The following is a 14,323-nucleotide window of genomic DNA, read 5'->3' as shown; positions in this document are numbered from 1 at the left end:
CTAGCGAGACATCCAGGGCTTGGACTTGGCCGAGGACGAGGCCGCCGCCGCGCGTTCGCGCTGGAAACGGCCGCCGCGGGGCGGCTTGGGCTTGGCGTCCAGGGCCGCCTGTTTCAGGCGCAGAGCCTTCTGGATCGGGGTCTCGGCGGGCGGGTCATCTGTCGGGTCAGCCAAGGGATCGTCCTCCGGAAGCCTTATCCTAACACGTCACGCCGCCCGGCGGCCCGCAGTAAAGCTTGACTATCGGGCCGCCCGTTCGACGATCAGCGCCGCTGCTGGCCGTTGGGCAGGGCGGCCTGGACGAGCTTGGGCCGCTCGGCGGTGGGGCCGGTGGAGCGGGGGTCGTTCAGGCCCTTGGGGGCGGTGGGTCGCGTGCTGGGATAGGTTCGCATGAGAGAGGGTCCTTGCGGCTTGGCCTGGCGGCCCGGGGCGGGCCGTCAGTCGTCTAGACCGCCTCCGTCGTCGCCGGGGCGACGCCGTGGAGGACGGGGAGGGCCGTGTGGACGATCGAAATCCGCGTCCCGGGATGGGCCTGCGTGATCTCGACCCCGGCGCTGAGCTGGTTGGCCAGGGCCTCGACGATGCTGGTGCCCAGGCCCGGTTTGGCGGCCTCCACGTTCGTGGGCATGCCGACCCCGTCATCCTGCACGCAAAGGGTCCAGTTGTCGCCGTCGCGTTGGTAGTCCACCACGATCTTGCCGCGCCGATGGCCGGGAAAGCCGTGTTTCAGGGCGTTGATCACCAGTTCGGTGACGACCAGGCCCAGGCTCACCGACACATTGGCCTCGATAAGACTGTCGTCGCAGGTCACCGCCAGGGTGATCTGGTTGGGGTCGCGGATCATCGAGGCGCCCAGACTCTCGCACAGCCGGCCCAGATAGGGGCCCAGCAGAACGGCGTCGAGGCTGGTGGCGGAGAGCTGCTGCTGCACCGTGGCGATGGACATCACCCGGTTGTGGGCGTCCTTCAGATAGGCGCGGGTCTCCTCCGACGGAACCTTGCGGGCGGTCTGCAGCAACACGCTGGCGATGATCTGCAGGCTGTTGGCGACCCGGTGCTGGACCTCCCGCAGCAGGATGGCCTTCTCCCGCAGCAGGTCGTCCTTCTCCTTCAGGGCGTCGGCCCCCTGCCGGTCCCGCAGGCGGACGCCGGTGATGTCGGTGACGGTGAGCAGCAGGCGCGGGGCCTCGGCCTCCCCGTAGTCGAGCCGCCGGGCGTTGAGGATCAGGGCGTGGGGGCCATCCGGCGCCTTGAGGTCCATCTCATAGGCGTCGATCTCGGCCCCCGACAGGCTGGCGGCGAGCAGGGAGCGAAGCTGCGGCACATCCCACTCGCCGGCGCCCAGGGCGAAGATCGGGCGCCCCGCCACGGCGGGGGGCTCGACATGAAAGGTGGTCAGGAACGAGGCGCTGGCCGCGATTACCGCGAACTCTCCGTCCAGCAGCAGCAGCGGGGCGGTGGAGGACGCCACCATGGCCATGGCGAGGCTCTGATCGGCGGTGCCGGGCAATAGAAAGCTCCTTCGCGCATGGCGGGAGCACGGGCTTTCGCCCAGATCTCTCTGCCGTCGGCGCCAAGAACTCTTCCAACGGTAAGTCTATTATTTCACATAACTTGTCTTGTGTCAGACATAATAAGAGATCTCAGAGGCAATTGGTCGCGAGTACAGCTCAATGCGCCCGGAGAACCTTCCTCCCCGGGGTGGGGGAGGAAGGTTCAACCGTCAGGCCGCCTGGGGCAGGCCCCCCGCGATGACCTGGGCCAGCCGGGTCTTGGCGCCTGCGATGGCGGCGTCGCGGGCGTCGGGGCCATAGCCGATCTTCTCGGCGTGGACGAAGGTGACGTCGGTCAGGCCGATGAAGCCCAGAAGCTGGCGCAGATAGGGCTCCTGGAAGTCGATCGCCTGGGCCGGGCCCTCGCTGTAGAGGCCGCCGCGGCTCTCCACCACGATCACCTTCTTTCCCTCCAGCAGGCCCTTGGGACCGGCCTCGGAATAGCTGAAGGTCTCGCCCGCCCGCAGGACGTGGTCGAACCAGGCCCGCAGGGTGGTGGGGATCGAGAAATTGTACATCGGCGCCCCGATCACGATGGTGTCGGCGGCGCGCAGCTCGGCGATCAGCGCGTCCGACAGGGCCCGGGCCGCGGTCTCGGCCGGGGTCGTGGCCGTGGCGCGCACCCCGGCGACGGTCTGGGGCGTCAGGTGCGGAACCGCGGCGTCCGCCAGGTCGCGGATCACCACCTTGGCGGCGGGATCGCGGGCGGTGAGCCGGGCCACGGTTTCGGCCACGAGAATGCGGGAGACCGAGGCTTCGCCGCTGAGGCTGGAATTGAGAACGAGAACTTGGGACATGTCGCCCTCCGGGGCGCTGAGTGATTGACCCGTCCAAGCTGGTGGTTCCAAACTCGCAACAATAGTGAGGCTTATGGCCCCAGACTGTTGCGGAAATGGGAACATGTTCGATCTCGAGGATATCCAGGCCTTCGTCACCGTGGCCGACGCCGGCGGCTTCGGGCGGGCGGGGCAGAGGCTGGGCCTGTCGAAGTCCATGGTCAGCCGGCGGGTGGCCCGCCTGGAGGCCGAGCTGGGCGCCCAGCTGCTCAGCCGCACCACCCGCGGGGTGGCCATCACCGAGGCGGGGCTGGAGTTCAAGGGCCGGGCCGACCAGGTCCTGGCCGACCTGGAGGCCGCCCGCGACGCCCTGGCCCAGCGCGGCGACGAGGTCGTAGGGACCCTGCGCATCGCCGCGCCGCTGTCCTTCGGCCTGACCCACCTGGCGCCGGTGCTGGCGGAGCTGGCCATGCGTCATCCCCGTCTGCAGGTGGAGGCCTCCTACAGCGACCGGTTCGTGGACCTGATCGGCGAGCGGTTCGACGTGGCGGTTCGGCTGGGGACCCTGTCGGACTCCAGCCTGATCGCCCGCAAGATCGCCCCCATCCATGGGGTGATGGTGGCCAGCCCCGACTATCTGGCCAGCCGCGGCGAGCCCAGGACCCCGGCCGAGCTGGCCGGCCACGACGCGGTGCTGCAGATGAACGAGGTCTGGCGCTTCCGGGACGGCCGGCGGGAGATCACCGTCCAGGGCCACGCCCGCTTCCGCGCCGACAATGGCCAGGCCCTGGTCTATGCGGCGGAGGCCGGGGTCGGGATCGCCATGCTGCCCACCTTCCTCAGCGGCCAGTCCATCGAGAAGGGGACCCTGGTCCCGATCCTGCGCGACTATCCGATCCCGGAGGCCGGCCTCTATGTGGTGCGCCCGCCCCCGGCCAGCCACATGGCCGGCAAGGTTCGGGCGCTCACCGAGCTGCTGCTGGAGCGGTTCGGCGGCGAGCCCTACTGGGACGCCTGCTACGCCCACCGCAAGGCGGCGAAAGCGGCCGACCTCCCGACCTAGTCGTCGTCGAATTCGCCCAGCATCTCGGCCTTGGTGGCCTCCCAGCGGGCGGCGCCCTCGCGCAGGGAGGCGCGGATGGTGGCGATGTCCACCGGGGCGTAGGCCTCCTGGTGCACCCCCAGGGCCACCAGGAAGGCGGTGACGAAGTCGCGGTAGTCGACCCAGGTCTTGCCGGCCAGCTCCATGGGCCAGGCCAGCAGGCTCTCGTCGGCCCCCTGCCAGCCTTCGCTCAGGCGGATGGCGGCGATCTCATAGGGGAAGGGATCCCCCAGGGTCTCAAGGCCGAAGTCGGTGACGATCCACTGGCGGCCGCGCCAGACGATCTCGCTGGCGCGATCGCCGATCTCTTCTTTACGCATTTCGATATTCCGGCAGGGCCGCGAACGGCCGCGTGAGCCCAGCAGATGATCGCTTTGCGGCGGGCCCGCAAGGCTTAGGGCTTGCGGGTTGGCGCAAGCGCGGGGCAAGAGGCGGCCATGACCGACACCATCACCCTGTGGACCGACGGCGTCTGCACCGACAGCCGTGGCTTTGGCGGCTGGGCCTATGTGCGGACCTGGCGCGGCGAGGCCCGCGGCGTCGCCGGCGGCGAACGCCAGGCTGTCACGCCGCGCATGGAGCTGACGGCGGTGGTCCGCGCCCTGGCCGAGCTGGAGGGAACCCCCGCCGCCGCGGCGGTCACCGTCTGTTCCGACAGCGCCCTGGTGATCGCCGGCGCCGCCAGCCTCGCCGCCTGGAAGGCCGCCGGCTGGGTCACGGACACGGGCGAGCCGGTCGCCCATCGCGACCTCTGGGAGAAGGTCGCCGCCGTCGTCCTGGCCCGGCCCGTGACCTTCACCCGGGTCACCGCCACCCCCAGCGGCAAGGAGCCGGCCGGCTTCGTCGCCGCCTGGTCGGACTTCGCGCGGGAGAAGTGCAAGGCCGCCGGGGCCTTCACCTCGCCGATCCCCAAGCCCAACCTCGCCAAGTTCCCCGGGCTTTCGGACGCCTGAATTCCGGCCGCGCATGCAGCCAACGCCAAGGTTGCGCGTTTAGGGCCGCGAGGGGGCGCTCATCTTGCCAGACAGTCGGCCGCCGCGCGCATGAGCCTGCGGGAAGCACCTGAGTTCCAGTGGCCAAGGGGTGGCGGCGAGACCGGCGCCCTGATCCGGAGGTTCGACTGGGGGGCCACCGGCCTCGGCCCCATCGACCTCTGGCCCCAGAGCCTGAAGACCGCCACCGACATCCTGCTGCAGACCCCGGTTCCCATCGTCATGCTGTGGGGCCCCGACGGGGTGATGATCTACAACGACGCCTACTCCATCTTCGCCGGCAAGCGTCACCCCCAGCTCCTGGGCTCCAAGGTGCTGGAGGGCTGGCCGGAGGTGGCCGACTTCAACGCCAATGTCATGAAGGTGGGCCTGGCCGGCGGCACCCTGGCCTACCGCAAGACTCAGCTGGTGCTATTCCGCAACGGCGCGCCGGAGGAGGTCTTCCTCGACCTCGACTACAGCCCGGTGCTCGACGAGCACGGTGTTCCGGCTGGCGTCCTGGCCATCGTCTTCGACATCACCGAACGGGTCCGCGCCGACGAGCGCCTGCAGATCGCCCAGCGGGCCGGCCGCGTCGGCGCCTTCGAATGGTATCCCGACAGCGGCCGCGTGGAGGTCTCCGAGGAGTACCGCCGGATCTGGGGCATCGCGCCGGAGGTGGAGGTGACCGACAAGCTGCTGGTCAGCCTGGTGGACCCCGCCGATCGTCCGTTGACCGGCCCCCACCGCATCCAGTCCGACAAGCCCCTGGAGTATTCGGAGTACCGGATCACCCGGCCCGACACCGGCGAGGTCCGCTGGATCGGCCGCCGCGGCGAGGTGCTGCCCGCCGACGAGAACGCGCCCCGCCGCTTCCTGGGGGTCAGCTTCGACATCACCGACATGAAGGCCGCCCAGGCCGCCCTGCGCGACAGCGAGCTGCGGTTCCGCACCCTGACCGAGGCCATGCCGGGCTTCGCCTGGAGCGCTGCTCCCGACGGGGGGCTCGACTACGCCACCCAGCAGTGGCTGACCTATTCCGGCCTGACCCTGGAGCAGACGGTCAGCGACGGCTGGTTCGCCGCCATCCATCCCGACGACCTGGCGCGGGTGGGCGGAGTCTGGAGCGCCTGCGTGGCCTCGGGCGAGCCCTACAATGTCGAGTTCCGCCTGCGGCGGCACGACGGCGCCTATCGCTGGTTCCTGGTCCGCGGCCTGCCCCTGCGCGACGAGGCCGGCCGGGTCACCAAGTGGGTCGGCGCCGCGGCCGAGGTGGAGGACATGGTCCTGGCCCGCGAGGCCCAGGCCAGCCACCAGCAGGCCCTGGAGGAGGAGGTCGAAACCCGCACCCGCGAGCGCGACCGCATCTGGAACGTCAGCCGCGACCTGCTGATGGTCACCGACAAGGCCGGGATCGTGCTCAGCGCCAACCCGGCCTGGACCGCCACCCTCGGCTGGCCCGAGGACGAGATGGCCGGCCGCACCACCGAGTGGCTGGAACATCCCGAGGACCGGGCCCGCACCCGCGAGGAGGTCCGCAAGCTGTCGGTGGGCGAGCCCACCCAGCGCTTCGAGAACCGCTTCCAGCACCGCGACGGCGGCTATCGCTGGCTCTCCTGGACCGCCGTCTCCGACGAGGGCCTGAACTATTGCGTGGCCCGCGACATCACCGCCGACAAGGAGGCCGAGGCCCGGCTGCGGGAGACCGAGGACGCCCTGCGTCAGGCCCAGAAGATGGAAGCCGTCGGCCAGCTCACCGGCGGCATCGCCCACGACTTCAACAACCTGCTCACCGGCATCATCGGCTCCCTGGACCTGATCAAGCGGCGCATCGAGACCGGACGACTCTCGGAGATCTCGCGGTTCATGGAGGCGGCCTCGACCTCCGCCAGCCGGGCGGCGGCCCTGACCCATCGCCTGCTGGCCTTCGCCCGTCGCCAGTCGCTGGATCCGACCGCGATCGACGTCAACGCCCTGGTGGCCTCCATGGGCGACCTGCTGCAGCGGACCCTCGGCGAGCAGGTGGCGCTGGAGATCGCGCTGGATCCCGGTGTCTGGCCGGCCTTCGGCGACGCCGGCCAGTTGGAGAACGCCGTCCTCAACCTGGCCATCAACGCCCGCGACGCCATGCCGGCCGGCGGCAAGCTCACCATCGAGACCGCCAACACCCACCTGGACGCCCGCTATGTCGCCCGCCACGATGACCTGCAGGTCGGCGACTATACCGTGCTCTCGGTCACCGACACCGGGACCGGCATGACCCCGGAGGTGATCGCCAAGGCCTTCGACCCCTTCTTCACCACCAAGCCCATCGGCCAGGGCACCGGGCTGGGCCTGTCCATGATCTACGGCTTCGCCCGCCAGTCCGGCGGCCACGTCCGCATCTATAGCGAGGTGGGCCAGGGCTCGAGCGTGAAGCTCTTCCTGCCGCGCTTCACCGGCGAGGCCGGCGAGGGTGAGGCCGAGCCCATCCGCCCCGAGGCGCCCCGCGGGGCCGGCGAGACCGTGCTGGTGGTGGAGGACGACGACGCCGTGCGCCTGCTGGTGGTGGAGGTGCTCTCGGAGCTGGGCTACGCGGCCATCGAGGCCCATGACGGCCAGGCCGCCATCCCGATCCTGCAGTCGGACCAGCGCATAGACCTGATGGTCTCCGACGTCGGCCTGCCGGGACTGAACGGCCGCCAGGTGGCCGAGATCGGCCGCCAGCACCGGCCGGGCCTGAAGGTGCTGTTCGTCACCGGCTACGCCGAGAACGCCGCCGTGCGCTCGGGCTTCCTGGACCCGGAGATGGAGATGATCACCAAGCCCTTCGCCCTTGATCAGCTGGCCGCCAAGATCCGCGAGATGATCGAGCGCTGAGCGGGATGAGGAAGAGTGGGAACCGGCTTTCCGGCCCCCTCCCGCTCCAACTCAAGGCGTCGCGGGGTCAGCGGGTCTGGGCGCCCGGGTCGGTAAAGAAGAACAGGGCCAGCGCCATGGCCGCGGCCGCGTCCCGGTCGGGCGATCCCTGGACCGGCAGATAGACCGTCCCCTTGAAGGGGGTGCGGACCATGCCGCCGACCTCCTGATCGCCCTTCAGGATCACGTAGGACATGGTGCTTCCGCCCCCCAAGGGCATGGAGCCGGGCATCTTCCTGGTCTTGGCCCGCAGGGTGACGCCGCCATAGCGGATCTCCGCGGCCCGCTGCGGCTGGTACAGCTTGTCCATGAACTTGCCGTCGCTCAGAACCAGGGCGAAGGAGGCGTCCGGGGGGCCGCCCTCGAAGTTGCAGACATAGGCCAGGTCGTTGCGCTTGAAGTCGATCCAGCTGAAGCCGAACCGGTTTTGACCGCCCTCGCAGCTGACGTTCATCGGCGCCTTCAGGCGGGGCGAGGACACGGTGAAATTGGTCTTGGCGTAGTCGCTGGAGAACATGCCGAGCGCCCGGGTCTGCTTGTTCATCGCCTTGACCTGGCCGGAGTATTCCCCGAGGTCGTAGCCGTAGCCCAGCAGCAGGCCCTTCACCCGCTTGGGCTGCAGGCTCAGCTTCTCGGTGTGGCTCATGTCCTGCGCCTGGGCCGGAGCCCCGCCCGCGAGGATCGCCGCGGCGAGGACGCTCAAAGCCAGTCGTTTCATGGTCGCTACTCCCCGTTGCAGGACCACAAGTCTAGGCTGACAAGCGTCGCCTTGGAAGACGTCTAGGAACGCGGTTCGATGAGCAGGGCGTCGGTATAGGTCTCCACCACCAGGCTGAAGGGCGTCCCGTCCGGCGTCGTCAGCACCGCGCGGTGGCGCAGGATCTCGTGCGGCACGGCCAGCGCGCCCGGCCCGGCCGCGGGCAGGGGGCGGCCCTCCCACCCGGCCGGCAGGGGCTGGAACAGCGCCTCGGCCGTCAGGGTCCGGCGGCGGAAGTCCAGCGGCCGCACCACCACCCCGAAGGGGGTCTGGGTCGTGGTCAGGGCGGTGTTCATGGCCGGGGTCAGGCGGGCCGGCAGGTACCAGTTATCGGCCTCCGACAGCACCTTGTCGCCACAGGCCAGCTCCACCCGCCGATAGGCCAGGGGGGCGTCGGCGGAGACCCGTAGGTCGCGCCTCTCGGTTTCGCCCGCGGGCTTGTCGGCCCAGGTGATCCGCCGGGCGACGATCTTCGCCCCGCCGCCGGGCCCGTGGGCGTCGCACCAGAGCTGCAGGGTGGCCGTGGCGCTGTCGCGGCTCAACAGCTCGGCGTTCAGGCCCTGGACCTGGGCCTGGGCCGACAGGCGGGCCAGGGGCGTGTCGGGCCAGTCGGCCGCCGCAGCGGGACCGGCCAGGAGGACGAGGAGCAGGGGAAGGACGCGCATGGCCCTCGTCTCGCATTCTCAAGCCCGCCCCGTCCAGCTAGCTTGCCGACCATGGCCAAGACCACTCCCGCGACCCTGGCGCTGCGCAAGGCGGGCGTCGCCTTCTCTCTGCACACCTACGACTATGATCCGGAAGCCGGCCGCGTGGGTCTGCAGGCCGCCGAGAGCCTCGGCGCCGATCCGGCGAGGGTGCTCAAGACCCTGATGGCCCAGGTGGACGGCAAGCCGGTCTGCGCGGTGCTGGCCTCGGACCAGGAGGTGGCCATGAAGAAGCTGGCCGCCGTGTTCGGCGGCAAGGCGGCGGCGATGATGAAGCCCGCCGACGCCGAGCGGATCACCGGCTACCGGGTCGGCGGGGTCAGCCCCTTCGGCCAGAAGCGCCCGGCCCTCACCGTGGTGGACGAGGCCGCGCTCGCCCACGCCCAGGTCTTCGTCAACGGCGGCCAGCGGGGCCTGCAGGCGCAGCTCGCGCCCGCAGACCTGGTGGCGGCCCTGGGGGCCAAGGTGGCGGCCATCACCTGACCCGCGCCCGCCCTCGGGCCGCGCCGGGGAGGAAAGGGGATCGACTTGCGCGGGCCCGGTGTAAGCTGGTCCTCCCGGTCTCCGCCCCAAAGGCCCGAATGTCCGCCGCCCAGTCCAAGGCCAACGTCGCCCTCGTCATCGAGACCATGTACGCCGTCGCCGCCGATCCCGAGCGCTGGGAGCAGGTGATCGAGGCCCTGGACGTGCCGGCCCAGGCGGAGGATGACCAGGGAACCCGGGGCATGGCCAGCCTGGCCCGGGCCGCGGCCGGCGGCGAGCCCGGCCGCGCCGACGTCGGCGTCATCGTGGTCTCGGGCGCCGGCGGGGCGGTGGCCTGCAATCGGGCCGGGGAGAGCCTGTTCCGGCGCCGGCTGGGACGCATCGAGGCCCGCGGCCTGGCCTTCCTCAACCCCTCCAATCACGAGGCCCTGACCCAGGCCCGCAAGCGCCTGCGGGAGACCCGCGGCCGCCAGGTCATCGTCAAGTTCCTCGACGAGGACGACGAGGGCCCGCACTTCGCCTATGTCACCCCCGCCGCCGCCCTGCCGCCGGCCCTGGCCGCCACCCTGCCGTCGCCATCACCGCGAGGGGAGGGGGACATCGCCATCGTCTTTCCGGCGCTGGAGACCACCGACCGCCTCTGGGCCAGCGTCCGTGAGAGCTTCGGCCTGACCCCGGCCGAGACGCGGCTGGCCGCCCGGCTGAAGGACGGTCTCTCCCTCAAGGAGGCCGCCGAGGACTTGGAGGTCAGCCTCAACACCGTGCGCAACCAGCTGCGCGCCGTCTTCGACAAGATGGGCCTCAACCGTCAGAGCGAGCTGGTCCGGGCCCTGACCCAGCTCGGAACCCTGGCCCAGGCCTTCGAGGACCCTGGCGCCCGGCGCGCCTCCCCCACCATCTTCGCCACCGAGCGCGGCGCCGCCGAGACCGCGCCGCCGGTGCAGCTGTTCAAGCTCGCCGATGGCCGCCGCCTGGCCTGGCGCGACTATGGCGACCCCGCCGGCCGCCCCGTGCTGGTGATCACGCAGGACCTGGCCTCCAGCCTGCTGCCCCGGGGCACAAATGCGCTGGCCCGCGACCTGGGCCTGAGGGCCATCGTCACCGAGCGGGCCGGCGCCGGACGGTCCGATCCGCACCCGGACTTCACCTACGCCAATGTGGCCGCCGACTCCGTGGCCCTGTGCCGTCATCTGGGTCTGGACGGCGTCCAGATCATCACCAACACCGACGGAGCGGCCTACGCCCTGGAGGCGGCCCTGCAGCTGGGGGATTCCGCCACCCGGATGCTCATCGTCTCCGGCCGCCCGCCTGGCCTGCAGGCCGAGCGCGAGCGTGACAAGGGCCATACGCTCACCCTGTTCTGGCGGCGCATCTACCGCAACCCGTGGCTCTCCGACATGATCTTCGAGATGATGCGGCTCAGCCTCAGCCGCGCACAGTTCGAGCGCTACGCCCGCGCCGCGGCCTCGGCGCCCGGAGACGCCGCCTATCTCAAGGCCCATCCGGAACTGCTGGATTTCATCATCGACTACACCCGGGAGTCGGTGGCGGTGAGCGCCCGCGGCGCCGCCGACGCCATCCGCTGCGCGGCCCGTCCGGGCGGCCCTGACCTCTCCGACCTCGCCTGCCCTGTTACCCTCTGGCACGGCGACCAGGACCCCATGAACGGGGTCGAGGAGATGCAGGCCTGGCTGGGGGACCACGTGGAGGCCGTCCGCGTCTTCCCCGATATCGGCCGCTTCCTGGGCCACCGGTACTGGCCCGAGATCATGGCCTGGCTGGCCCAGGGCTAGGCGGGGCGTTTCGGCGCCAGCAGCAGGCGGGAGGCCAGGAACAGCGCCGGGATCAGCAGCCAGCAGAACCGGGCCAGGTCCAGGCGCCCGAGGGCCAGGGCTCCCAGCCCCGCCCCGAAGGCCAGGCCCGGGGCCGCCGCGCGGCTGACGCGGTAGAGCGCCAGGCCGGGGGACGCGCCCCCGGTCAGCCGGCCCTTGCCCCGCCAGAGGGTCAGGACCAGGGCCACATTGGCCGCCGAGGCGGCGATCAGCACCCAGCTGTAGATGGTCCAGGCCAGGGCCTCGAACCGCGCCTCGGCCATCAGGCCGGTGACGAAGGGCAGCAGGCAGATGGGAAACAGGAAGACCAGGTTCACCAGGGCCGTGGGCCAGTCGAAGCGCCGCAGCGCCCGCAGGGTGTTCATGTGCGCCGCCCAGAAGATGCCGATCACCGTGAAGGTCATGGCGAAGGCGACGAAGTGGCCGCCCATCCCCGCCAGGGCGGCCCGCAAGGCCTCCGGCCCGTGCGCCTCCGGGGGCCGCAGCTCCAGGACCAGCAGGGTGAGCACGATGGCGAAGACCGCGTCGGAGAAGAACAGCAGGCGGTGCAGCAGGCTCTCGTCGTGCGGCTCGGCTCGGACGGCCAGCGCGGGCGCCCCCCTGTGCGCGACCTTGGCCGTCGCGGCCCGCCTCGATGACGCCATGCCCGCCCCCTTGGAGGCGGCGAGGCTAGCGCGACGGTGGTGACGCTGTCGAGGCCCGCCTCCGCCCCGGCAGGCCAGGGACTCAGCTGGCCGAATATTAGTTTGGCACCAAACTATTGCGTTCGGAACCGTACGATCTACCTAACTAACTGTTTGTGACCCATCATATTTCTGTTGCCACATCTCGCAGACCCATGTTTTGTAAGTCCAACAAACAATATGGGGAGGACATTATGCTGCATCAGACTGGCAGGACTCGCGCCCGCTTGATGGCCGCCGGCGCGGCCCTCGGCGCCGCGGGATCGCTTGTGAGCTTTGCGCCGCCGGCGCTCGCCCAGGGGGCCGAGGCCACCGCCCAGGTGGAGGAGGTGGTGGTCACCGCCCGCCGGCGCGAGGAGCGCCTGCAGGACGCCCCGGTCGCCGTCACCGCCTTCGGCGCCGAGGCCCTGGCCGACCGGGGGGTGGACAATGTCGCGGAGATTTCCAAGTTCGCGCCCAATGTTCGCTTCGACGGGGCCGCCCAGCTCTCGGGGGGCAACTACAACGCCACCGTCTTCATCCGCGGCGTCGGCCAGAACGACTTCGCGATCTTCTCCGATCCGGGAGTCGGCATCTATGTGGACGGGGTCTATTTCGCCCGCTCCATCGGCGGCATGCTGGACGCCTTCGACGTCGGCCGGATCGAGGTGCTGCGCGGGCCCCAGGGCACCCTGTTTGGCAAGAACACCATCGGCGGGGCGGTGCTGATCACCTCCCAGGCGCCGGGGACCGAGCTGGCCGGGCGGCTGGAGGGCACCGTCGGCAGCTTCAAGCGCCGCGACCTGAAGGGCCACCTCGACATCCCCCTGGGGGAGAACCTCTTCGCCCGCATCTCGGGGGGTAGCCTCAATCGCGACGGCTACGCCCATCGCCTGTCCGATGGCCAGGACCTGGGGAATCGCAACGCCGACGCTGGCCGGGTGCAGCTGCGCTGGACGGCCACGCCGGACCTGACCGTCGACCTCTCGGCCGACTACACCCGGGCCCGGGAGCACTCCGCGCCCCAGACCCTGATCGCGGTGGGCAATCGGCCCGGCTTCACGGGCGCGCCCTTCCTCACCAACTTCAACACCTTCGTGGCGCCGGGCCTGGGGATCACCGCCCCCAACGGCCAGAAGACCCTCAACCCCTCCTTCATCACCGGCGACCCCTATACGACCTGGGGCTCGGGCCCGAACGTCAACGATCTGGACCTCTGGGGCGTCTCGGGGACGGTGAACTGGGACCTGGGGGCGATCCAGGCCAAGTCGATCACCGCCTATCGTCACCTGAAGGCGCAGTTCGCCCGCGACGGGGACAACAGTCCCTTCACCTTCCGCCACACCCAGAACTGGGACAAGCAGCGCCAGTTCAGCCAGGAGTTCCAGTTCAACGGCGAGGGCTTCGACGGCCGGCTGACCTGGGTGGCGGGGCTCTACTACTTCAATGAACACGGCTCGGACCGCGGCTACGCCCACCTGGCCCTGGGCCTGCGCCCGCCCGCCACGCCGCCGCCGATCTCGCCCTCGGCCAATGTCTATACGGTGGTGGACGCCACCACCTACGCGGCCTTCGCCCAGGGCTCCTTCAACCTCACCGACCGGCTCAGCCTCACCCTGGGCGGACGCGCCAACAAGGACGAGAAGACCTACTACCTGGACCATCGGCGCATCGCCGACGGCTTCATCGTGGCCAACACCACGGTGTCGGATTCCTGGTCGGCCTTCACGCCAAAGGTCGGACTCGAGTTCAAACCCAAGTCCGACGTCCTGCTCTACGCCTCGGCCGGAAAGGGCTTCAAGAGCGGCGGCTTCAACGCCCGTCCCCTGGCCGACATCACCGAGGTCACCGCCTATCAGCCGGAGACCATCCGCACCTATGAGCTGGGCGCCAAGACCGCCTGGTTCGACCGCCGGCTGGTGCTCAACGGGGCGGCCTATTTCAGCCAGTACGACGACATCCAGGTTACGGTGAACCAGACGCCGCGCAACTTCGTGGCCAACGCCGCGGCCGGGGAGATCAAGGGCTTCGAGATCGAGGCCGTCGCCCGTCCGGCTCCCGGCTGGGACGTCAACCTGGCCGTCGGCCACACCAAGACCAAGTACACCGAGGTCGGCCAGGGCCTGGGCCCCACCCAGATCCTGCCCATCAAGCTGACCACCAAGTTCGTGAAGTCGCCGGAATGGACGGTCAACGCCGGGCTGCAGCACCGCGTCGAGCTGGGGAACCTGGGCTCCCTCACCCTGCGTGGCGACGTCAGCTATTTCGGCAAGTACTACAACGACATCGCCAACGACGAGGATCTGGCCCAGAAGGCCTACAGCCTGGTGGGGGCGCGGATCACCTGGGCGTCGCCCGACGAGGCCTGGCGGATCGAGGCCTTCGGGACCAACCTCACCGACGAGCAGGTCAAGGTCAGCGGCAACGCCTCGAGCGCCGCCTTCGGCCTGAAGGAGGCCAGCTACGGCCCGCCCATGGAGTGGGGCGTGTCCCTGGCGCACGACTTCTAGGAGATGAGAGCTGGGCGGGGGCCGGTTCGGCCGCCCCCGCCCAGATGTGGCGCCTCCGGCCGGCGCGCCCTGGCG

At 70.4% G+C, this 14,323-nt stretch carries 14 protein-coding genes; 6 read left to right on the top strand and 8 right to left on the bottom strand.

The genetic code is table 11. The features are described from left to right. From ACO06I_RS14950 to ACO06I_RS14935, 4 genes are all read right to left on the bottom strand, one after another. On the bottom strand, window positions 1–174 hold the full coding sequence (locus ACO06I_RS14950; protein WP_421933357.1) for a hypothetical protein: 174 nt from the start codon (window positions 172–174) through the stop codon (window positions 1–3). 89 nt (window positions 175–263) lie between these two features. Beyond that, window positions 264–392: a hypothetical protein gene (locus ACO06I_RS14945; protein WP_421933356.1), complete on the bottom strand. Its 129-nt coding sequence runs from the start codon at window positions 390–392 to the stop codon at window positions 264–266. Window positions 393–445: 53 nt separating this feature from the next. After that, window positions 446–1,510, bottom strand: a complete 1,065-nt coding sequence (locus tag ACO06I_RS14940) for a sensor histidine kinase (protein WP_421933355.1) — start codon at window positions 1,508–1,510, stop codon at window positions 446–448. Between the two features lie 213 nt (window positions 1,511–1,723). Continuing rightward, window positions 1,724–2,350, bottom strand: coding sequence for an FMN-dependent NADH-azoreductase (locus ACO06I_RS14935; protein WP_421933354.1), 627 nt, complete (start codon window positions 2,348–2,350; stop codon window positions 1,724–1,726). A 103-nt stretch (window positions 2,351–2,453) separates the two neighbouring features. On the opposite strand from ACO06I_RS14935, the gene ACO06I_RS14930 reads away from it, so the two are divergent. Further along, a complete protein-coding gene (locus ACO06I_RS14930) occupies window positions 2,454–3,392 on the top strand; it encodes a LysR substrate-binding domain-containing protein (RefSeq protein ID WP_421933353.1) in 939 nt (312 codons plus the stop codon). On the opposite strand, the gene ACO06I_RS14925 is transcribed toward ACO06I_RS14930, so the two are convergent. Beyond that, the gene (locus tag ACO06I_RS14925; RefSeq protein WP_421933352.1) at window positions 3,389–3,751 is read right to left on the bottom strand and encodes a hypothetical protein; all 363 of its coding nucleotides are present in this window, start codon (window positions 3,749–3,751) and stop codon (window positions 3,389–3,391) included. The genes ACO06I_RS14930 and ACO06I_RS14925 overlap by 4 nt on opposite strands. A 117-nt stretch (window positions 3,752–3,868) precedes the next feature. Here ACO06I_RS14925 and ACO06I_RS14920 point away from each other — a divergent pair, with 117 nt between their 5' ends. Beyond that, window positions 3,869–4,384, top strand: a complete 516-nt coding sequence (locus ACO06I_RS14920; protein ID WP_421933351.1) for an RNase H family protein — start codon at window positions 3,869–3,871, stop codon at window positions 4,382–4,384. Window positions 4,385–4,474: 90 nt separating this feature from the next. Next, window positions 4,475–7,261: a PAS domain S-box protein gene (locus ACO06I_RS14915; RefSeq protein ID WP_421933350.1), complete on the top strand. Its 2,787-nt coding sequence runs from the start codon at window positions 4,475–4,477 to the stop codon at window positions 7,259–7,261. A 67-nt stretch (window positions 7,262–7,328) separates the two neighbouring features. On the opposite strand, the gene ACO06I_RS14910 is transcribed toward ACO06I_RS14915, so the two are convergent. Together ACO06I_RS14910 and ACO06I_RS14905 are read right to left on the bottom strand one after the other, a co-directional pair. Beyond that, window positions 7,329–8,018: a hypothetical protein gene (locus ACO06I_RS14910; protein WP_421933349.1), complete on the bottom strand. Its 690-nt coding sequence runs from the start codon at window positions 8,016–8,018 to the stop codon at window positions 7,329–7,331. Window positions 8,019–8,080: 62 nt separating this feature from the next. Beyond that, window positions 8,081–8,722 carry a hypothetical protein gene (locus ACO06I_RS14905; protein ID WP_421933348.1) on the bottom strand — a complete coding sequence of 214 codons (642 nt, stop codon included), beginning with the start codon at window positions 8,720–8,722 and terminating at the stop codon, window positions 8,081–8,083. Between the two features lie 51 nt (window positions 8,723–8,773). Here ACO06I_RS14905 and ybaK point away from each other — a divergent pair, with 51 nt between their 5' ends. Further along, window positions 8,774–9,244 (top strand): Cys-tRNA(Pro) deacylase, encoded by a 471-nt coding sequence (ybaK, locus tag ACO06I_RS14900; protein ID WP_421933347.1) that lies wholly within the window; start codon window positions 8,774–8,776, stop codon window positions 9,242–9,244. Window positions 9,245–9,342: 98 nt separating this feature from the next. After that, window positions 9,343–11,037, top strand: a complete 1,695-nt coding sequence (locus tag ACO06I_RS14895; RefSeq protein WP_421933346.1) for a hypothetical protein — start codon at window positions 9,343–9,345, stop codon at window positions 11,035–11,037. Here ACO06I_RS14895 and ACO06I_RS14890 read toward each other — a convergent pair. Then, window positions 11,034–11,720 carry a TMEM175 family protein gene (locus ACO06I_RS14890; protein WP_421933345.1) on the bottom strand — a complete coding sequence of 229 codons (687 nt, stop codon included), beginning with the start codon at window positions 11,718–11,720 and terminating at the stop codon, window positions 11,034–11,036. The genes ACO06I_RS14895 and ACO06I_RS14890 overlap by 4 nt on opposite strands. Window positions 11,721–11,953: 233 nt before the next feature. On the opposite strand from ACO06I_RS14890, the gene ACO06I_RS14885 reads away from it, so the two are divergent. After that, window positions 11,954–14,248 (top strand): TonB-dependent receptor, encoded by a 2,295-nt coding sequence (locus ACO06I_RS14885; RefSeq protein ID WP_421933344.1) that lies wholly within the window; start codon window positions 11,954–11,956, stop codon window positions 14,246–14,248. The last annotated feature ends 75 nt before the right edge of the window (window positions 14,249–14,323 follow it).

The sequence above is a fragment of the Phenylobacterium sp. genome, from assembly GCF_965229015.1.
Classification (GTDB): Bacteria; Pseudomonadota; Alphaproteobacteria; order Caulobacterales; family Caulobacteraceae; genus Phenylobacterium.
Note: the sequence above shows the minus strand (reverse complement) of the source record. Positions and strands in the feature narration are given on the sequence as shown.